Source organism: Streptomyces thioluteus (genome assembly GCF_039535865.1).
Genome location: NZ_BAAAXZ010000068.1, coordinates 1 through 18,908, shown reverse-complemented (window position 1 = coordinate 18,908; position 18,908 = coordinate 1). Strand labels below are relative to the sequence as shown.

Here is an 18,908-nt window from a genome sequence, read left to right as displayed (position 1 = left end):
CGGCCGTGGTGGAGATGGAACCGGTCGGCCTCGACCGGGCCGAGGAGTTCCTCACCGCCGACCGGCCGCCCGCCGACCGCCGCTGGCAGGACGTCCTGGCGCGGCTGCGCGCCCACCCGCGGTACCCGGACGTACCGCTGGCCCGGGCCCTGAGCAGCCCGCTCATGGTGGCGCTGGCCAGGGCGATCTACGCGCCGGCGGCCGCGGATCCTGCCGTACTGCTCGGGTTCCGTGACCGTACAGGCCGTCGAGGCCCATCTGCTGAGCGCCTTCCTCCCGGCCGCCTACGAGCCGCGCCCGCCGCCGCCCGGTACCGGGGGCCGGGCTCCGGCGCACTACGGCCAGGAACAGGCCCGCCAGTGGCTGGCGTTCGCCGCCCGGCACATGAACCGCACCGGACGCAGGACTTCGCCTGGTGGCAGGTGGCGACGGCCGTCCCGGGGAGTGTCCGGGGGCTGGTCATCGGCGTGGTCTCGGGGCTGGTGTTCGGAGCGATCGGCCACGCGGCGGGCGGCCCGGCGATCGCGTCGGTCTTCGGGGTCCCGTTCGCGCTGGCCGGATTTCTTGTACAGCTGGCCGCCCGCTGCAATCCGCCGACCCGGGTGGAGATCCGCTTCCGGGGCGCGGGCGGTTCCTTCCTCCTCCGTTCGGCCGTGGGCTTCGTGATCGGCATCGCGCTCGGCTTCGGGTTCGAACTCCCCTATGACAACGCCCTGATGCTGGGCCTGCCGTTCGCCCTGGCGATCGGGCTGCACGCCTGGCTGGCGGGTGCCCGTCGACGCGAAGAAGGTGTCGAGCCCCGGGCTCACGCTCCAGCAGGACCGCACGGCGACGCTGATGCTGGGGCTCTCCTTCGCGCTCTCCTTCGGCCTCACCTTCGGAACGGTCTTCGCCTACACGGATCCGTCGGCCTCGGGCTGGCCCGGGGCTCGGGCCGGTACACGGCCTCACGGTCAACGTGGTGTTCGTGCTCCCGGGCGCGCTGGCCGGCTGGACCGTCGGCCGCCTGTCGTACGGCCGTGGGGGCAGCCTCGCGTACGGCACCGCCGGGGCGGTCGTGAGCGGCGTCGTCTTCCCGCCGGCCGACGACCCCGGCTTCGCCTACGGGCTCGGCATCGCCTTCGGTCTCGCCTGCGGCCCTCGTCGTCGTACTCGGCCGCCCGTGGGGCGCGTTCGTCCTCGCGTGCGCCCTGCTGGCGCTGGCGGGCCGGCTGCCGTGGCGGCCGATGGCCTTCCTGCAGGACGCGCACCGCCGGGGCGTCCTGCGGCAGGCCGGGCGGCGTCCACCAGTTCCGGCACGCGCGGCTGCGCGCGACCATCTCGCGGAGGGGCGGGCGGGTCGGATCAGGGTGTGACGGGCACCGTCCATCGCTGGTCGCCGGCCCCGGTGCAGTCGCGGATCCGCAGGCGGGCGCCGGCGGCGGAGGGGGCCGGGGCGGGTCGGTGCAGTCATGGGGGGTCTTTCGTGTGCGTGCGTGGGGGAGCCTGTTCGGCGCGGTGATCATGCAGGGTCCGTCCCGAGTGGTCCAGGGGCTAAAGTCCCGTGCGCCGCAAGGTCGTTGCGGCTTTCCCGCAAATGTGGCGACCGGCGACGGCTTTGCCAAAACTTGGTGTATTTGGCCGGACATTCGGACCAGTGTCTTCCGCATCGCACACGACGATCGTTCGGTCCCGGCCCCGATCGCCGTTCCCCCCACGCTCAGAGGAGGAATCCGTCATGGCGGAATGCAGAAGACGGCGGTACGGCCGCCGGGTCCTGGCCCTGTCGGCCGCTGCCATGGGCATGGTGGCCGCCGCCGCCCATGCCCGCCTCGGCCGCCGATCTCAGTGTCAAGCAGATCATGGCCGACTGCGCCTCCGGCGAGGGCAAGTGCACCTTCAACGACCCGTCGTTCGGCACCGCCTACCTCGGTAACTACAAGCGGGTCTCCGACGAACTCCACAACTGCACCAGCTCGGACGCGACCCAGAGCATGACCTGGTCCGACACGGTCGGCTCCAGCGACACGGCCGGCGTGACCATATCCGTCGGCGGCAAGATCGAAGGCATCGTCGACGTCAGCGTGCAGGCCAACTACAGCCACACCTGGAACAGTTCGCACTCCGAGTCCAGCTCCCTGGGGATGACCGTCAAGCCGGGCGAGGTCGGCTGGATCTCCCGCGCCCAGGTGATGCGGGGACGTGTCCGGCACCTGGCAGACCCACTACGACGACCCCAAGGCGGGCCACTACTACTGGTACGTCAACGACACGATCACCGGCCCCGCCCCCAACGGGACCGACGGTGTGCACAACGCGGTCGTCGTGAAGACCCGTCCCATGACGAGCGCGGAGAAGTCGTCCTGCTCCACGCGGAAGGCGAAGGTCTTCCGGGCCGCGAACTGACGCACGGCGCACCGCCGCCGGCCGGGACCGCCCCGCCGGCCCCCTGACCGGCCGTGCCGACACACCCCCGATCTGTACGGCCGTACGGCCCGGCTCGCCTCCCTGATCCCCCCTCGGGGCGGGCCGGGCCACCCCTTGCCCAGGGTGCCCGCCACATGAACCACTTCACCCCCACCACTTCACCCCCCACCACCTCGCCCCCCACCGCTTCACCGTCGGCTTCGACCTCGACCTCACCCTCGTCGACACCCGCCCCGCCGTCCGCGCCGCGTATGCGGCCCTGGCCGCGGCCACCGGTACATACATCGACGTCGACGTGGCCGCCGGACGCGTCGACCTGCCGCTGGAAACAGGAGTTGCGCGACTGGTTCCCGGAGGACCGGGTCCCCTGGGCGCGCGACGTCTGCGTAACGGGCCATCCGCGGCACGGCATCACGCTCTCGCCCGCCATGCCGGGCGCCCGCGAGGCCGTCGGCGCCGTCCGGGCCCTGGGCGGCCGGACCCTGGTCGTCACCGCCCGGCACTCGCGCATCACCCGTCTCCATCTCGGCCACCTCGGCATCGAACCCGACGTCGTCGAGGGCTCGTTGTGGACCGAGGGCAGGGCCGCCGCCTGCGCCGCTACGGTTGCCACCGTCCACGTGGGCGACCACGTCGGCGACGTGCACTGCGCACGGGCGGCCGGAGCGCTGTCGGTGGGCGTCGTCGGCGGCGTCTGCGGCGCGGAGGCGCTGCGCTCGGCGGGGGCACAGGTGATCCTGCCCGGTCTGGGGCACTTTCCCGGGTGGCTGCACGGGTACCTCACCGGGCTCCTGAACTCGCCCGGCGCGTGGTGGGGTTGCGGAAGCGAATCCCGCGACCACTGTGGTCGACAACCCTGTGATCGATCACATATCTCCGCCCCAGCCCCTCAGGCCCTACCGTGGAACCCCGCCACCCTCCCCGGAGGCACTGTGACCCGCGCTCGTACCGCCGACCTCATCGACACCCAGGACCCCGCTCCTGCGCCGAGCTCGGCTCGCCCGCTGTACGCGGCGCTGCTGACCCGGCCGCCGAGGACGTCCGGGCGGGGCGGGTCCCTGCGCCGACGCCGTCGCGCCGCTGGAGGGCGCGCCCGGACCGGCGGCCGTGGGACTGCGGCTGCTCGGCGCCGTGCACGCCCTGGTGCTGCTCGGGAAAGCGCCGGACCTGGCCGTGCACTACACGGGGGCGCCGGTGGGACGATCCGGGCGCCGCGTGGGAGCCGTTCCGCCGGGCCGTGGCGGAGCACCCGGACCACATCGCGGGGTGGATGCGGCGCCCGCCGCAGACCAACGAGGTCGGCCGGGCGAACCAGTTGATCGCCGGCCTGCTGGCGGTGACCGACGCGCTGGGGCTGCCCGAACCGCCGCCGGTGCGGCTGCTGGAGCTGGGGGCCAGCGCGGGGCTGAACCTGCGGGCGGACCGGTTCCGCGTCCGGGCGGGGCCCGGCGGACGGGAGTTCGCCTGGGGCGACCCCGGATCACCGGTCGTGCTGGACGGTGCCTGGCGGGACGGCGCCCCGCCGCCCCGCCTCGCGACGGCCGCCGCCCGCGTCCCCGCGCCGGTCGTCGTCGAACGGCTCGGCTGCGACGTCGATCCGCTGGACCCGCTCGATCCCGCGGACGCCCTCGCCCTGCGCGCCTACCTCTGGCCCGACCTGCCCCACCGGGCGGAACGCCTCGCGGGCGCACTGGCCCTCGCCCGCGAGGTGCCCGCCCGGGTGGTGCGGCAGGGCGCCGCCGACTTCCTCGCCGGAACCGAACTGCGCCCCGGGACGCTGACCGTGGTCTGGCACTCGGTGATGCGCCAGTACGTGCCGCCCGCCGAGTGGTCCCGGGCCGAGGCGGAACTCGACCGGCTCGGGAGGGCCGGGCGCGGGCCGGGGAGCGGGTGGTTCGCGCACCTGGCGTTCGAGCCGCGGCGGGTCGGGGGAGTCCACCGGTTCGTGCTGACCGCCCGCCTCGGCGACGGGCCGCAGGAGGTCCTCGCCGAGGCCCACCCCTGGGGCCTGGACGCCCGGGCGACGGAGACCACCGCGCTCGACGGATGACGGCCGGCCGCGCCGTGTCGTCGCGTCCCTCGCGAACTCCCCGCCCCGCGCGGCAGGATGGCCCTCCGGGGTCCTGGTGGCGGGTGAGGGGGACGGTGGGTGAACGGCGGGTGGGCAGGCCTGCGGGCGGTCGCGGCCCTGGGGGCGCTGACCGTGACGGCCGCGGCGTCCCCGGCGCGGGCCGCCGATGTGACGGGGACGGGGAGGCCGACGGCGTACCGGACGGCCCCGGGGGCGCAGGCGGTCCGCGGCGCGCCGGAGGGCGCGGCGGACGGGCCGCTGCTGGAGGCGGGCGAACGGACCTATACGGACAGCCTCGCGCCCGGCGAGCACAAGACCTACCGCGTGCGGCTGGACGCCTCCTCCGACGCGTACGTCTCGGCGGTGGCCGCGCCCCGGCCCGGCAGCACGATGGGCCTGCGCGACGGGATCGACGTGTCGCTGCGCGCCGCCGACGGCACCCCGTGCGGCCCGGCGCGGCACCGCTCGTTCCTGTCGGAGGGCGGCGCGTACCCGCTCGCCGACCATGCGGAGCGCCTCGCCGGTGGAGGCGGGGGCGGGGCGTGCGGGGCGGCCGGCACCTATCGGTTCGTCGTCGCGCGCGGGGACGCCGACGGGGGCGATCCGGCGCCGGTGGCGCTGGAGTTGAAGCACACGAGCGGGCACCCGGCCGCCTCCTCCCCGGTACCCGACTCCGGCCCGGGGAGCTGGAGTTCGCAGCCGCCCTCCACGTCGTCCGGTCCCGTCCACGAGGTCGCCGGCGGCAGCGGGTTCAACGACGCGGCGCAGGTGCGCGGCGGTACGTGGCGGGACCGGCTCCGGCCCGGCGAGACCCGCTTCTACCGCGTCGCCGTCCCGGCCGGCCAGCAGCTGTTCGCGAAAGCGACGTTCGGGAAGGCGTCCGGGCCCTATGTGGCCAACGGGGTGCGGCTGGGCCTGAACGACGCGGCCCGCGGCCATGTGATGAACCGGACCGACGGGTACGGCGGGCAGCCCGCGACCGTCGCCCTGGCCACCCCGCCGGCCGCCGGGCCGGGCGCCCTGCGGGGCGGGGAGGCGGAGCGCGGTATGGGCCGGGCGGGGGTCGTACTACCTGCAGGTCAGCCTCAACGGGAAGGCGGCGGGCGGCCGTTCGGACCCGGTGCCGGTCCGGCTGGCGATCGACCTCGCGCCCGCCCGCAAGGACGCGGGGGGCGGATGCTCTGCCGCGCATCCTGAGCGGTCGGCCGACGGCGGCGCACGGCGGTGCCGCGGGCGGCGGAGGATGGCTGCGTGTCCTGGGGTACGCGGGCGTCGGCACCGGGACGGCGCTGCTGCTGGGGCTGGGGGGATGGATGCTGCTGGCGCGGCGGGCGACCGGCCGGTAGCCCCTATTCCGCTCCCTGCTCCGTCCCGATGCGGAGCCTTGCGCCCCTGCGCAGCCCCCACCGCGCCATGGCCCCGGCAGCCGCCTCCAGGACGTGGCGGGCCCGCGGGCGCGGCGCGCCGAGCCGGTGGGGGGCCATGGTGCGCACGGCGAGGACGGTCAAGTCCCGGTCCAGATAGGCGACGTCGATCGGGAAGCGCATCCCGAAGGTGTGCACCGAGCTCGCCGGGGTGAGCAGCAGGGCGCCGTCGATCCCGTCGCGCCCGAGGAGACCCCGGGTGCGGGCGCGGTACGAGGCGGCGATCTCGACGGGGACGGGGGCCCGGGCCGATTCCTCTCCGCACACCGCGAGTTGGGAGTGGCCGTCGTGCCATACGGGCATGGTGGGCCTTTCGGGAAATCCGAGGGTGACCACGTTATCCACCGTCGCCGGGTTGTCCACAGGGCCCGGCGCGCCGGGCGGAGGATCCGTAACCTCGGCCCATGGACTGGTGGTTGATCGTGGCGGCCGTGACGGCCGGGCTGTACGGCGCCCTGGCCGGGACGCTGGTGCCGCACGCCCTGTACCGGCTGTCCGTCGAGCCGGGGGAGGCGTGGCGGGCGTCGGCCCCGTGCGGCCACGCGCTCGGCGGCTGGGCGGGCCGCGCGCGGTGCGCGGCCTGCGGGGGGAGGTACGGCCCGGGCGCGCTGTGGCCGGCCGCCGCGACGGCGGCGGCGTGCGCGGCGACCGCGGCCGCGGTGGGGGTGCGCCCGGAGCTGGTGGTGTGGCTGCTGGCGGTGCCGGTGGGCGTGCTCCTGGCGGGAGTTGACCGGGCGGTGCGCCGACTGCCGGACGTGCTGACGCTGCCGCTCGCGGCCGGGACGGCGGCCCTGCTGGGCGTGGCGGCGACGCTGCCGGGGGCGGCCGGCTCGTGGCCGGGGGCCCTGCTGGGCGGCGCGGCGCTCGGCGGGGCGTACCTCCTGCTGTTCCTGGCGCACCCGGCCGGGATGGGCTTCGGCGACGTGAAGCTGGCGGCCGGCCTGGGCTGCGCCCTGGGCTGGTACGGCTGGGGGGCGCTGATATGCGGCGCCCTCGCCGGGCTGCTGCCGGCCTCGGTGTACGGGGCGTGGCTGATGCTGACCCGCAGGGCGGGCCGGGGGGCCACGATGGCGCTGGGCCCGTTCCTGGTGGCCGGGGCCTGGCTGGGGGTGCTGGCGGGCGGCTGGGCCGTACGGCCGTGAGGACGCTCCGGGGCCGCACGGTGTCCTGCGGGGTCCCGATCCCCCGGGGCCCGGGGTCCCTGGGGGAGGCCAACCGGTTCGGATCAGGCCGGATCGGGCCGGACCCGTCCGGATGCGTCCGGACCCGCCCGGATGGGATCGGAGCGGTGCAGTTCGTACGGCGCGGTGAGCGACGAAAACGTCACGGAGCAGTACCGGCGTCAAGTCGGCGATGACTTTGCGCAACATTTTCGACGAATCTCGGAGGTGTTTCCGGAGGCGGCGACCGGATGGCCGGTTCTACACCGTAGGCCCAGCGCTGGAGCGGTTTTGCGGGGGTTCGGGAAGGTGCCCGGGGGCCTGTTTTCAAGATCAACTAGCCCTTTGGGAGTCAGTATCCCGCGCCGTGTCACCCCTGTCGATGCATGAAGTACCCCCTCCGACCGGTTATGGTGGAAACCCCCCCTCGGGCCGGTCCGTATCCCCCCCACGGACCGGCCCGTTTTTCTTGGGGCGATGTCACTCTCCGTAGGAATCCGTGCGACTCCGCGCAGGTATCGCGCAGGTATGCCCTCGGTCCGTACGGATCCGTACCTGGTCCGTACCGGTCCGCGTCCGGTCCGTTCCGGAACGGGCTAGGAGTCGCCCCGCCGGGCCCAGATGTTGACCCCCTCCGTGCTCACGGCGAGGGAGTCGATCTCGGCCAGCTCCTCCTTGGAGAGCTCCGGCCCGTTCAGCGCGGCCACGTTGGCCTCCAGCTGGCCCACGCCGGACGCCCCGATCAGGGCGGACGTCATGCGCTCGTCCCGCAGCACCCAGGTCAGGGCCAGCTGGGCGAGGGACTGGCCGCGCCGGGCGGCGATCTCGTTCAGCCCGCGCAGCCGGCGGACGACGTCCTCCGTGAGCAGCGCCGGGTCCAGCGACTTGCCCTGCGCGGCGCGCGAGCCCTCCGGGACGCCGTGCAGGTACTTGTCCGTGAGCAGCCCCTGCGCCAGGGGCGCGAAGGCGATGCAGCCCATGCCCTCCTCCTCCAGGGCGTCGAGCAGCGCATCGTCCTCGATCCAGCGGTTGATCATCGAGTAGGAGGGCTGGTGGATCAGCGCCGGGACGCCCATCGCGCGCAGCAGCCGGGCCGCCTCCCGGGTCTGCTCGGCGCCGTAGGACGAGACGCCGGCGTACAGCGCCTTGCCCTGCTGGACGGCGGACGCCAGGGCGCCCATCGTCTCCTCCAGCGGCGTGTGGGGGTCGAAGCGGTGCGAGTAGAAGACGTCCACGTACTCGACGCCCATGCGGGCCAGCGACGCGTCGAGCGACGAGAGCAGGTACTTACGCGAGCCCCACTCCCCGTACGGCCCGGGGTGCATGAGATATCCGGCCTTTGTGGAGAGCACCAGCTCGTCGCGGTACGGCCGGAAGTCCTGCGCGAACAACTTGCCGAAGTTCAGCTCGGCGGAACCGGGCGGCGGGCCGTAGTTGTTGGCCAGATCGAAATGGGTGACGCCCAGGTCGAAGGCGCGGCGCAGAATGGCGCGCTGGGAGTCGAGGGTGCGGTCGTCCCCGAAGTTGTGCCAGAGTCCCAGGGAAACGGCGGGAAGCTTGAGGCCGCTCCGGCCGCTGCGCCGGTACTCCATGGAGTCGTAGCGCGTTTCGGCCGCGAGGTAGCGCGAATCGGTCATGTGGCCACTGACTATCACGCTCCGGTGACAGGCCGAGTTGGGTTCCCGCGACACGCTGGCAGTAATGTGGCGCCCTCGGGCGACCGCGATGTGGCGGAGCACCGCAGTGGCATGGAGGGGCTGGAAACGTGAAGTTGCGCGACCTGGTGTACAGGCTCTACGCACGCCGGGTGGAAGGCCGCCTCGACCATGCCCAGGTCCCCAAGCACATCGGTGTCATCCTCGACGGCAACCGCCGCTGGGCCCGCGCCGACGGCCGGACCACCGAGCAGGGGCACCAGGCCGGCGCCGACAAGATCAGCGAACTGCTCGGCTGGTGCGAGGAGACCGACGTCGAGGTCGTCACCCTCTGGCTGCTCTCCACCGACAACCTCGACCGGCCCGCCCAGGAGCTCAAGCCGCTCCTCGGCATCATCGAGAACACCGTCCGCGGCCTCGCGGCGGACGGCCGCTGGCGCGTCCACCACGTCGGCCAGCTCGACCTGCTCCCGCCCGAGACGCAGTCCGTGCTCAAGGAGGCCGAGCAGGACACCCTCGGCGTCAAGGGAATACTGGTCAACGTCGCGGTGGGCTACGGCGGGCGGCAGGAGATCGCCGACGCGGTCCGCTCGCTCGTCCTCGAAGCCGCCGACGACGGCTCGACGTTCGAGGAACTGGCCGAGCGCGTCGACGTCGACCACATCACCAAGCACCTCTACACGCGCGGCCAGCCCGACCCGGACCTGATCATCCGCACCAGCGGCGAACAGCGGCTGTCCGGCTTCATGCTGTGGCAGAGCGCGCATTCCGAGTACTACTTCTGCGAGGTCTTCTGGCCGGCCTTCCGCAAGGTCGACTTCCTGCGCGCACTGCGTGACTACGCGGCGCGCCACCGCCGTTACGGCTTCTGACTTCTGGGCGGTCCGCCCGAACGCCCGCCCGACGGCGCGTGGTTATGCGGCGCATGTCCGCCGGCACCGCCCGCCGCCGACGCGCCCGGGCCCGCTCCTCCGCACGGACCGTCACCGCCCGCGCCCCGCATGTGCGCCGGTCGATTGCCCGGTGCCCGTGGCGGCCGCCACGGCCCACGAGCCGCACAGAGATCAATCGTTCACCTGCTCGTCGCATATGCCGTTGCATGGTCAAGCGCTTCGGCGGGAATATCCCTTCCAGGCCGACGGTCGGCCCAATGACCGTCGCTCTGCCAGCGGACGGCATGGGGCCGTCCGCCCGGGAGGCCCTTTGCACCATGGACGAGGCCCGCGTCGGCCGGGCAGTGCGGCCCGGCCCCCGGGGTCCGCCGTGTGCGCGAACGCGGCACGCCGCCGAAGGGCTTGCCCCCCGGACTTCCCCGCGACCCAGTCGCGTCCACACCTCTCCCCGAGGGGGTTCGTGCACCCGTGGTGACCAGCAAGAAGCGCCGTGAGAACGACCGGCGCACCTATGTCCTCGACACCAGCGTCCTGCTGGCGGATCCAGGCGCGATGTGCCGCTTCGAGGAGCACGAGGTCGTGCTGCCCGTCGTCGTGGTCACGGAGTTGGAGGCCAAGAGGCATCACCCGGAGCTCGGTTACTTCGCCCGCAAGGCGCTGCGCCTGCTGGATGAGTACCGGGTGCAGTTCGGCCGGCTCGACGCGCCCCTCCCCATCGGGGAGCTCGGCGGCAGCCTGCGGGTCGAGCTGAACCACTCCGACCCGGGCATACTCCCCGTCGGCTTCCGCCTGGGGGACAACGACTCGCGCATCCTGGCGGTCGCCCGCAATCTGCAGGCCGAGGGCTATGACGTCACCGTGGTCTCCAAGGACCTGCCGCTGCGCATCAAGGCGTCGTCGGTGGGTCTGGCCGCCGAGGAGTACCGGGCCGAGCTGGCCATCACGGACTCCGGCTGGACCGGGATGGCGGAGCTGACCGTCACCGCCGGAGCAGGTGGACGAACTCTTCGCCGCCGAACGGGCATACGTGCCGCAGGCGGCCGAACTCCCCGTCCCACACCGGCCTCGTGCTGCAGTCCGGCCGGGGCAAGGCGCTGGGCCGCGTGACGGCGGACGGCTCGGTGGCGGGCTGGTGCGCGGCGACCGGGAGGCGTTCGGCATCCACGGGCGCAGCGCCGAGCAGCGCATCGCGCTGGACCTGCTGCTGGACCCGGAGGTCGGCATCGTCTCGATGGGCGGCCGGGCGGGGACGGGCAAGTCGGCGCTGGCGCTGTGCGCGGGGCTGGAGGCGGTGCTGGAGCGCCAGCAGCACCGCAAGGTGATGGTGTGTTCCGGCCGCTGTACGCCGTGGGCGGGCAGGAGTTGGGGATACCTGCCGGGCAGCGAGGCGGAGAGAAGATGAGCCCGTGGGCCCAGGCCGTCTTCGACACCCTCTCGGCGGTGACGACGGCGGAGGTGATCGACGAGGTCGTCGGGCGCGGGATGCTGGAGGTCCTGCCGCTCACCCACATCCGGGGCCGGTCGCTGCACGACGCGTTCGTGATCGTCGACGAGGCCCAGTCGCTGGAACGAAACGTTCTTCTCACCGTTTTGTCCCGGATCGGCGCCAACTCGCGGGTGGTGCTCACCCATGACGTGGCGCAGCGCGACAACCTCCGGGTCGGCCGCTACGACGGGGTGGTCGCCGTCGTGGAGAAGTTGAAGGGGCATCCGCTCTTCTCCCATGTGACGCTGACGCGTTCGGAGCGTTCGCCGATCGCGGCGCTGGTGACCGAGATGCTGGAGGACGGCCGCATCTGACGGTGCGCCGACGGAAGGGCGCCGGGAACGGCGTGGCGCGCGGCAAAGTCGAGCGAGCTTAGCCGCGCGCCTTCGTGCGTCACCGCATTTTCCGGAAATCCTGTCGGGTAAACGGGATGTGACCTTTCCCACGCAACGGAGAATTGCCTACGGGCGTGCGCGTCGGGCAGAGTCTGGGTCCTGTCAGGCCCCCGCATACGGCACTTGCTCCCCAGAGGGCGTGCGGTACCACCAACTCAACAGCGTCGCCGTATGCCGCCCGCGTATCGTGCGGACCTCCTTTCCGGAGGCCCCCGCCCGGGCCCGTGCCTCCGGTGACCGCCCGGTCCCGCTCCGCGGGTCCGGAGCAAGCGGAGGCCAGCGCAAGGGGCGCGATCGCGTCCGCGAGGTCACCTTGCGCGGGCGATGCTGGAAGGAAAGCGTGTGAGCCGGATCTCCGTCCGGGGATTCGCCGTGGCCTCCGCCACCGCGGTCACCACCGTAGGCGCCGTCGTGGGCGTCGCCAGGGCGACGAACAGGGCAAGACGAACCACGGGGTCGAGGCGACCGCCGCCGAGACGACGCTCCTCGCGGACATCCCCTCCGGGCAGAACGTCCAGGTCCAGACCGCTTCGCTGACCCAGCAGGCGGACACCCAGACCGGTGTGGCCCGGACCGCCGCCAAGAAGGAGGCGGAGGAGGCCGCGCGCCAGCAGGCGCGCCGAGGACGCCACCGCCAAGAAGGAGGCGGTGGGAGGAGGCGAAGAAGAAGGAAGCCGAGGAAGAGGCCAAGAAGAAGGCCGAGGCGGAGCGCGAGAAGAAGGAAGAGGTCGCGAGCCGTTCGGCCCGCGCCGACGGCGACTTCCCCGTCAAGGGTTCGTACTCCGTCGGCGAGATCCAGGCCATGGCCCGGCAAGATCGTGCCGGCCGACCAGTGTTCCAGTGCTTCAGGCAACATCGGTGAACAACGAGAGCAGCTGGGACTACACGGCCACCAACGCCTCCTCCGGTGCCTACGGTCTCGTCCAGGCGCTGCCCGGGCACGAAGATGGAGTCCGCGGGCTCCGACTGGCGCACCAACCCCGCCACCCAGATCAAGTGGGGGCTCAGCTACATGAACGAGCGGTACCACACAGCCCCATGTGGCGCCTGGTCGTTCTGGCAGGCCAACCAGTGGTACTGAGCCCTTAGAGCTCCAGGAGAGCCCCCGACCTCAACCGGTCGGGGGCTTTCTTCGTCCTACCCGAGGAAACCTTTCGACCTCGAACGTCCGACCCCGGGTACGGTTCATCGAGGATGACCACGGGGGCATGCGGGGGTAGAGGAAGAGAAATGTCCAGATTGCCACATTGGCTCGACAACGTGGGGTCGGGCCTGACGCGGCTCTCTCCGACGGCTGGAGGAGCGCAAGGCGCGCGCCGAGGCGGAGGAGGCCCTGCCCGACTGGGCGCGGCCGGCCCCCGGCGAGGACGCCGCGGCCGAGCCCGCCCAGGAGCCCGTACCCCCGGTGGACCCGCCGTCCGACGCGCCCGCGGCGCCGGTGACCCCGCATGTGCCCCGCGCCCCGACCCGGTCGCCGCCGTCCCGTGGGGGCGTGCGGGTCGCGGCCGAGGCCGGCTGGCGGCTGCTGGTGCTTGCCGGAACGCTGTGGGTGCTGATGCGCGTCATCAGCGCGGTGCAGCTGGTGGTGCTCGCCTTCGTCGCGGGCCTGCTGATCACGGCGCTGCTCCAGCCGACGGTCGCCGCGCTCAAACGGCGGGGCGTGCACCGGGGTCTGGCCACGGCGATGACCTTCATCTCGGGCTTCGTGGTGATGGGCCTGGTCGGCTGGTTCGTGGTGTGGCAGGTGATGGGACAACACCGAGGACCTGTCGGAGCAGCTCCAGACCGGTCTCACGAACCTGAAGGACTGGCTGCGCACCAGCCCGTTCCACGTCACCCAGGATCAGATCAACAACATCACGGACAACCTCACCAAGGCCCTCAAGTCCAACACCGAGGAGATCACCTCGGCCGGCATACAGGGCGTCCAGGTGATCATCGAGACCCTGACCGGCATCGTGCTGGCGATGTCACCACCCTCTTCCTGCTCTACGACGGGCCGAAGATCTGGCGCTGGGATGCTCAAGCTGGTGCCCGGCGCGGCGCGCGAGGGCTGTGGCGGGCGCGGGTCCGCGTGCGTGGGCGACCCTCACCGCCTATGTGCGCGGCACGGTGCTGGTGGCGCTGATCGACGCGATCTGCATCGGCGTCGGGCTCTACTTCCTCAAGGTGCCGATGGCCGTGCCGCTGGCCGTCTTCATCTTCCTCTTCGCGTTCATCCCGCTCGTCGGCGCGGTGATCTCCGGAGCGCTGGCCGTGGTGGTCGCCCTGGTGACGCAGGGTCCCTTCACCGCCGCGATGGCGCTGGTGGTCGTGCTCGCGGTCCAGCAGATCGAGGGGCACGTGCTCCAGCGTTCATCCTCGGCCGGGCGGTGCGCGTCCACCCGCTGGCGGTCGTCCTGTCGGTCGCGGCGGGCGGGCTGGTCGCGGGCATCGGCGGCGCGGTCGTCGCGGTGCCGCTGGTGGCGGTCACCAACACGGTGGTCGGGTACCTGCGGGCGTACGGCCGGGGCGAGGTCCCGGGCGAGAAGGTCTGAGCACGGACATACGACGGCGGCCCGCCGACCTGGAGAGGTCGGCGGGCCGCCGTCGTATGTGACGCGGGTGGCCGGATCAGCCGGCGAGCACGGCCTCGGCGTCGAGGGTCGCGCCGACCGCCTGCAGCACCGCGGCGATCTTGAAGGCTTCCTGGATCGTCTCGCGGTCCACACCGGCCTTGCGCAGCACCTGCTCGTGCGAGTCGAGGCACATGCCGCAGCCGTTGATGGCCGAGACGGCCAGGGACCACAGCTCGAAGTCGACCTTCTCCACGCCCGGGGTTGCCGATGACGTTCATCCGCAGACCCGCGCGCATCGTGCCGTACTCCGGGTCCGACAGCAGGTGCCGGGTGCGGTAGTAGACGTTGTTCATCGCCATGACCGCGGCGGGCCGCCTTGGCGGCGGTGTACGCCTCGGGCGAGAGGTTCGCCTTCGCCTCGGGCTCCAGCTCGCGCAGCACGATCGGCGAGCGGGTCGCGATCGCGCAGGAGAGGACGGTGCCCCACAGCTGTCTGCTGCGGCAGGTCGGAGTTGCCGATGACGAGCCCAGGTTGAGCTTCAGGTCCTTGGCGTAGTCCGGTATCGCGGACTTCAGTTCATCGAGCGCCATGGTGAGTCAGCTCACTCGCCCGCGAGGAGCTTGACCGCGTCGAGGGTGTCCTCGCCCTTGTTCCAGTTGCAGGGCACAGCTCGTCGGTCTGCAGGGCGTCGAGGACCGCAGGACCTCCTTGGGGTTACGGCCGACGGAGGAGCCGGCGGTTCACCATGACGAACTGGATCTCGTTGTTCGGGTCCACGACGAAGACGGCGCGCTGGGCGTAGCCGTCCTCACCCTCGACGCCGCAGGCGCGCATGAGCTCGTGCTTGGCGTCGGCCAGCATCGGGAAGGCAGGTCGCGCAGGTCCTTGTGGTCCCTTGCGCCAGGCGTGGTGCACGAACTCGGAGTCGCCGGAGACGCCGAGGATCTGGGCGTCACGGTCGGCGAACTCGTCGTTCAGCTTGCCGAACGCGGCGATCTCGGTCGGGCAGACGAAGGTGAAGTCCTTCGGCCAGAAGAAGACGACCTTCCACTTGCCCCTCGTAGGTCTTGTGGTCGATCTGCGCGAAGGCCTTGTCCGCGTCGAGGTCCACACAGGCGGTCAGGTCGAACTCGGGGAACTTGTCACCGACAGTGAGCACGCGCTCTCCTTGCAGCGAAGAAAGTCCCTGTTCGTGGACTTTCTGGGGGTTGGACTGGCAACAGCCTGCCACAGGAGGGATTGATAGCGGAAATAGCTACACTGAGTGGTGTTGATTGGTGGTGTTTATCGATGAAGCCGTCCATAGTCCCCGAGGGGTCCGCACCGGAGCCCATGGACCGCCGCACGGGTGGCCTGAAGTCACCGTCCCCCCGGCCCCGCCAGCCCAGTCTGGCGCAGCTGAGGGCGTTCGCGGCCGTCGCCGAGCATCTGCACTTCCGGGACGCTGCCGCCGCGATCTCCATGAGCCAGCCCGCGCTCTCCGGGGCCGTGGCCGCGCTGGAGGAGGCGCTGGGGATTCAGCTCTTCGAGCGTACGACGCGGAAGGTGCTGCTCAGTCCCGCGGGTGAACGGCTCGCGGTGCGCGCCCGTACGGTGCTCGACGCGGTCGGCGCGTTCATGGAGGAGGCGGAGGCGGCGCGGGCGCCCTTCACCGGCGTCCTGCGGCTCGGAGTGATCCCCACCGTGGCGCCGTACCTCCTGCCCACCGTCCTCCGCCTCGTCCCACGACTCCTATCCGGACCTCGACCTCCAGGTGCACGAGGAGCAGACGTTCTCCCTGCTGGACGGGATCACCTCGGGGCGGCTGGACCTGCTGCTGCTCGCGGTGCCGGCCGGGGCGCCCGGGCTCGTCGAACTCCCGCTGTTCGACGAGGACTTTGTCCTCGTCACCCCCCGCGGTCACACCCTCGCGGGCCGCGCCGACCTCCCGCGCGAGGTGCTGCGCGATCTGGACCTGCTGCTCCTGGACGAGGGCCACTGCCTGCGCGACCAGGCCCTGGACATCTGCCGCGAGGCGGGCCGCGTCCCCGGCGGCCCGGTGACGACGAGCGCCGCCGGACTGTCGACCCTGGTCCAACTGGTCGGCGGCGGAATGGGGGTGACCCTGCTGCCGGACACGGCCGTGGACGTCGAGGCCACCCGCGCCGTGGGCCTGTCCACGGCCCGCTTCACCGGCCCGGCGCCGTCGCGCCGCATCGCCCTCGCGATGCGCTCGGGGGCGGCGCGGCAGGGGGAGTTCGAGGAACTGGCGGAGGCGCTGCGGGGGGTGCTGGGCGGGCTGCCGGTGCGGATCGTGCGCTGAGGCCGTGATCAGCTGCGCCGGCCCGCCCTCTTGAGGATGTCGGCCACGTCGAGTTCGATCTCCGCGCCGATCGAGGTGGGCAAGACGGCCCGGTCGCCGGAGGTGTAAATGCGGTGGTTGTTGAACTCGTTGGCGAACGGCTCGGTCAGCACATGCAGGCATTGCTTCTTGCGGTCGACGATGACGTAGACCGGGATCTTGGCGATCGCGTACGCGATGACCTTGGTCCTGATGTCCTGGAGGTAGTTGGTCGAGGTGACTTCGAGGACCATCCGGAAGGCGGCCGGGTCGTAGTAGGTCTTCTCGACAGGGTGTCTTTCGGCGTCGGCGTCGACGATGGCGAGGTCCGGGATGGCGTGGTCGAAAGGCCCGTCCGGGAGCCAAACCCCCACGCCCTGAACTACGAGTGTCTCCTCGGTCTCCGCGGAGCTGAAGGCGAGGGTGAGGCCGGTCAAGGCCCGCGCGTGGCGCAGGTCCGGTGGTGGTGTCACAACGATCGATCCCCCCAGGATCTCGACGCGGTAGCCGGGAATCCTTTCGGCAAGCTCCTCGGCCTCGTCAAGCAAGGTCGGCTCGCCGTGATCGCAGGAGCGCTCGACTGCTGCGGCGGACATGGGTGCCTCCTGACGGCCGGTTGTCGAGACCATCATCGTAGGCCGGGCCGCGCCCTTCCTGCCGTACGCATGGGTGTTCACCCATGCGTGGGTTCGGGCGCGCACAAAGGCCCGGCCCTTCTCAGCTCACGTGATAAAGGCCGGGCCGATGACCGCCCTACTCCGTCCGCAGCCCCTCCGGCCGCATCATCCTCACCAGCGCCGGCAGGCTCGCCAGCGTCACGGCCACGATCACGCCGGCGCCCGCGCCGGCCATCGGCCAGAACGCCCACCAGTCCAGCACCCGGGACCTCACCACCTGGAGGATGGTCCAGCCCAGCGCCAGACCGCCCGCCACGGCGACGGTCATCCCCAGCAGCACCGGGACGGCGGTCTGCCAGAACACCGACCAGGCCAGCGTGCGGCGCCGGGTGCCGTAGGCGACCAGGACGGCCAACAGCCGCTTGCGCTCGCGCAGTTGCTCCAGCGCGGCGACGAGCATCGTCGTGCCGATGAGGGCCAGGGTGCCCACCGCGCCGATGAGCAGGCCGCGTTCGATGACGGCGTAGTTCTCGTCCTTCTCCACGCCGCCGAGCCGCCACACCCGCACCGCCGGGTCGATGTGGGCCAGCGTGTTGCGGACCCGCTCGATGGCGTCCAGGTCGCCGGGCGCGGTCCTGACGGTCAGCCGCGCCCTGATGTCCGGGATCGCCTTCGCGTCGAGGACCGAGGGGGTGACCAGGACGCCGTCGTGGTGCTCCCCCGCCGGGTCCTCGTGGGTGCGCACCGTGCGCGCCGAGGACGGGATGGTCCAGTGGTAGGTACGCTCCTTGCGCCGCGTCTCGTCGTACGGGGTCACGGAGATCCGGGTGCCGGGGACGAAGGACTTCTGGTGGTTCTCCTCGTCGGACCGGCCGAGGAAGACGTCCCCGTCCTTGCACGAGCCCAGGTCGGCCAGTTCGCGCAGGCTGGGGCAGTCGGCGATGGTGACGCTGCTGACCGTGTTCTCCTCCCCCTCCTTCTCGATGTAGCGGTCCGCATAGCCGACCGCCGCCCGCACGCCCGGCGTGGCCCGCACCTGCTCGGCGTAACGGTGCACCTCCGCCGCCGACTTGAGCGTGTACGACGCCTGGAGCTGCGAGTGCGAGGGCGTGTCCGCCGGCTCCTTCTCGAAGTCGCCGCGCACACCGGCGAACAGCATCTGCACGGCGATGGCCCCCGCCACCGCGACGGCCACGCCGCTGACCGCACGGGCCGCCGGACCGCTGTGCAACTGGAGCCGCCGTACGGCCAGTTGCCAGGACAGCGGGCCGCCGCGGAAGCGGGCGACGCACACCTCGACCAGCCAGGGCAGCAGCGCCGTGACGCCGACCAGCAGCAGGGCCGCGCCCGCAGCCACCTGGTAGGTGGCGAAAGGGCCGTCGTGCATCGCGGAGCCCCGCCCGTCCACCGTGACCAGCAGCCCGGCACCCACGGCCGGGACCAGCAGCCGCCACCACAGCCGGCGCCGGCGCGGCACCGCGTTGCGCACCACGCCCAGCGGCTCGATCGCGATGCCGCGCAGCGCGAACAGCGTCACGACGACCGCGCACGCGGGAACGGCGAGGAGGATCAGGGCGATCAGGGCGGGGGAGGGGATGATGTCCGAGGGGAAGACGCTGGTCCCGCGGATCGCCACGTCCCGCGCGTTCTCCCGCAGCAGCAGGAAGAACGCGGCGCCGACCGCCAGACCGATCGCCGAGCCGCCCAGCGCCTCGCCCGCCGCGATCCGGCGGATCATCCCGAGGGAAGAGAAACACAGTAAGACGAAGTGCCAAGAAAGAAGGAGGTAGCGGAGCTCAAATACCCGATGAGTCGCAACGCCTTCGCAGCGCGGAAGGCAGGGACAGTCGTAGTCGGTCCTATCTGCGGATTACTGTGCATTCAGGCACGAGTGTCGTCTCTACCTGTCCACGATGCGCTGA

General features: G+C 72.2%; 12 protein-coding genes and 6 pseudogenes. 12 read left to right on the top strand and 6 right to left on the bottom strand.

Going from position 1 to position 18,908, the window contains the following annotated elements; translation table 11 throughout:
• Positions 1–5 precede the first annotated feature (5 nt).
• From ABD794_RS08920 to ABD794_RS08900, 5 genes and pseudogenes are all read left to right on the top strand, one after another.
• Positions 6–1,061, top strand: coding sequence for a hypothetical protein (locus tag ABD794_RS08920; RefSeq protein ID WP_344962169.1), 1,056 nt, complete (start codon positions 6–8; stop codon positions 1,059–1,061).
• 741 nt (positions 1,062–1,802) lie between these two features.
• Positions 1,803–2,432: a hypothetical protein gene (locus ABD794_RS08915; protein WP_344962167.1), complete on the top strand. Its 630-nt coding sequence runs from the start codon at positions 1,803–1,805 to the stop codon at positions 2,430–2,432.
• Between the two features lie 149 nt (positions 2,433–2,581).
• Positions 2,582–3,185: pseudogene (locus ABD794_RS08910) on the top strand (HAD family hydrolase); the annotation flags it as partial.
• Positions 3,186–3,307: 122 nt separating this feature from the next.
• Positions 3,308–4,456 carry a DUF2332 domain-containing protein gene (locus ABD794_RS08905; RefSeq protein WP_344962165.1) on the top strand — a complete coding sequence of 383 codons (1,149 nt, stop codon included), beginning with the start codon at positions 3,308–3,310 and terminating at the stop codon, positions 4,454–4,456.
• A 99-nt stretch (positions 4,457–4,555) separates the two neighbouring features.
• Complete coding sequence (locus ABD794_RS08900) at positions 4,556–5,674, top strand: hypothetical protein (protein ID WP_344962163.1); 1,119 nt, start codon at positions 4,556–4,558, stop codon at positions 5,672–5,674.
• Positions 5,675–5,826: 152 nt separating this feature from the next.
• Here the strand turns inward: ABD794_RS08900 and ABD794_RS08895 are convergent, their stop codons facing one another.
• On the bottom strand, positions 5,827–6,204 hold the full coding sequence (locus ABD794_RS08895; protein WP_344962161.1) for a DUF192 domain-containing protein: 378 nt from the start codon (positions 6,202–6,204) through the stop codon (positions 5,827–5,829).
• A 101-nt stretch (positions 6,205–6,305) separates the two neighbouring features.
• Between ABD794_RS08895 and ABD794_RS08890 the strand changes: the two genes are divergently transcribed.
• Complete coding sequence (locus ABD794_RS08890; protein WP_344962159.1) at positions 6,306–7,043, top strand: prepilin peptidase; 738 nt, start codon at positions 6,306–6,308, stop codon at positions 7,041–7,043.
• 614 nt (positions 7,044–7,657) lie between these two features.
• On the opposite strand, the gene mgrA is transcribed toward ABD794_RS08890, so the two are convergent.
• Positions 7,658–8,698, bottom strand: coding sequence for an L-glyceraldehyde 3-phosphate reductase (gene mgrA, locus ABD794_RS08885; RefSeq protein WP_344962157.1), 1,041 nt, complete (start codon positions 8,696–8,698; stop codon positions 7,658–7,660).
• Between the two features lie 128 nt (positions 8,699–8,826).
• Between mgrA and ABD794_RS08880 the strand changes: the two genes are divergently transcribed.
• From ABD794_RS08880 to ABD794_RS08855, 5 genes and pseudogenes are all read left to right on the top strand, one after another.
• Positions 8,827–9,588, top strand: coding sequence for an isoprenyl transferase (locus tag ABD794_RS08880; RefSeq protein ID WP_344962155.1), 762 nt, complete (start codon positions 8,827–8,829; stop codon positions 9,586–9,588).
• A 489-nt stretch (positions 9,589–10,077) separates the two neighbouring features.
• Positions 10,078–10,716: a PIN domain-containing protein gene (locus ABD794_RS08875; protein WP_344962153.1), complete on the top strand. Its 639-nt coding sequence runs from the start codon at positions 10,078–10,080 to the stop codon at positions 10,714–10,716.
• Positions 10,604–11,409 (top strand): annotated as a pseudogene (locus tag ABD794_RS18710) (PhoH family protein). Before ABD794_RS08875 ends, ABD794_RS18710 begins: the two are co-directional and overlap by 113 nt.
• A gap of 423 nt (positions 11,410–11,832) precedes the next feature.
• Positions 11,833–12,571, top strand: a pseudogene (locus ABD794_RS08860) (aggregation-promoting factor C-terminal-like domain-containing protein).
• A 149-nt stretch (positions 12,572–12,720) separates the two neighbouring features.
• Positions 12,721–14,027 (top strand): annotated as a pseudogene (locus ABD794_RS08855) (AI-2E family transporter).
• 76 nt (positions 14,028–14,103) lie between these two features.
• Here the strand turns inward: ABD794_RS08855 and ABD794_RS08850 are convergent.
• A pseudogene (locus tag ABD794_RS08850) lies at positions 14,104–14,639 on the bottom strand (alkyl hydroperoxide reductase).
• A gap of 124 nt (positions 14,640–14,763) precedes the next feature.
• Positions 14,764–15,162, bottom strand: a complete 399-nt coding sequence (locus tag ABD794_RS08845; protein ID WP_425585965.1) for a redoxin domain-containing protein — start codon at positions 15,160–15,162, stop codon at positions 14,764–14,766.
• Between the two features lie 219 nt (positions 15,163–15,381).
• Here ABD794_RS08845 and ABD794_RS08840 point away from each other — a divergent pair.
• A pseudogene (locus tag ABD794_RS08840) lies at positions 15,382–16,351 on the top strand (hydrogen peroxide-inducible genes activator).
• Positions 16,352–16,359: 8 nt separating this feature from the next.
• Here ABD794_RS08840 and ABD794_RS08835 read toward each other — a convergent pair.
• Both ABD794_RS08835 and ABD794_RS08830 read right to left on the bottom strand, forming a co-directional pair.
• A complete protein-coding gene (locus ABD794_RS08835; protein ID WP_344962147.1) occupies positions 16,360–16,965 on the bottom strand; it encodes a Uma2 family endonuclease in 606 nt (201 codons plus the stop codon).
• Positions 16,966–17,122: 157 nt separating this feature from the next.
• The gene (locus ABD794_RS08830; RefSeq protein ID WP_344962145.1) at positions 17,123–18,724 is read right to left on the bottom strand and encodes an FtsX-like permease family protein; all 1,602 of its coding nucleotides are present in this window, start codon (positions 18,722–18,724) and stop codon (positions 17,123–17,125) included.
• Positions 18,725–18,908 lie beyond the last annotated feature (184 nt).

Excerpts from the sequence above, each read along its gene's own strand:
- ABD794_RS08915 (WP_344962167.1), top strand. The coding sequence starts at position 1,803 with ATGCCCGCCTCGGCCGCCGATCTCAGTGTCAAGCAGATCATGGCCGAC.
- ABD794_RS08895 (WP_344962161.1), bottom strand. The coding sequence starts at position 6,204 with ATGCCCGTATGGCACGACGGCCACTCCCAACTCGCGGTGTGCGGAGAG.
- ABD794_RS08890 (WP_344962159.1), top strand. The coding sequence starts at position 6,306 with ATGGACTGGTGGTTGATCGTGGCGGCCGTGACGGCCGGGCTGTACGGC.
- mgrA (WP_344962157.1), bottom strand. The coding sequence starts at position 8,698 with ATGACCGATTCGCGCTACCTCGCGGCCGAAACGCGCTACGACTCCATG.
- ABD794_RS08835 (WP_344962147.1), bottom strand. The coding sequence starts at position 16,965 with ATGTCCGCCGCAGCAGTCGAGCGCTCCTGCGATCACGGCGAGCCGACC.
- ABD794_RS08830 (WP_344962145.1), bottom strand. The coding sequence starts at position 18,724 with ATGATCCGCCGGATCGCGGCGGGCGAGGCGCTGGGCGGCTCGGCGATC.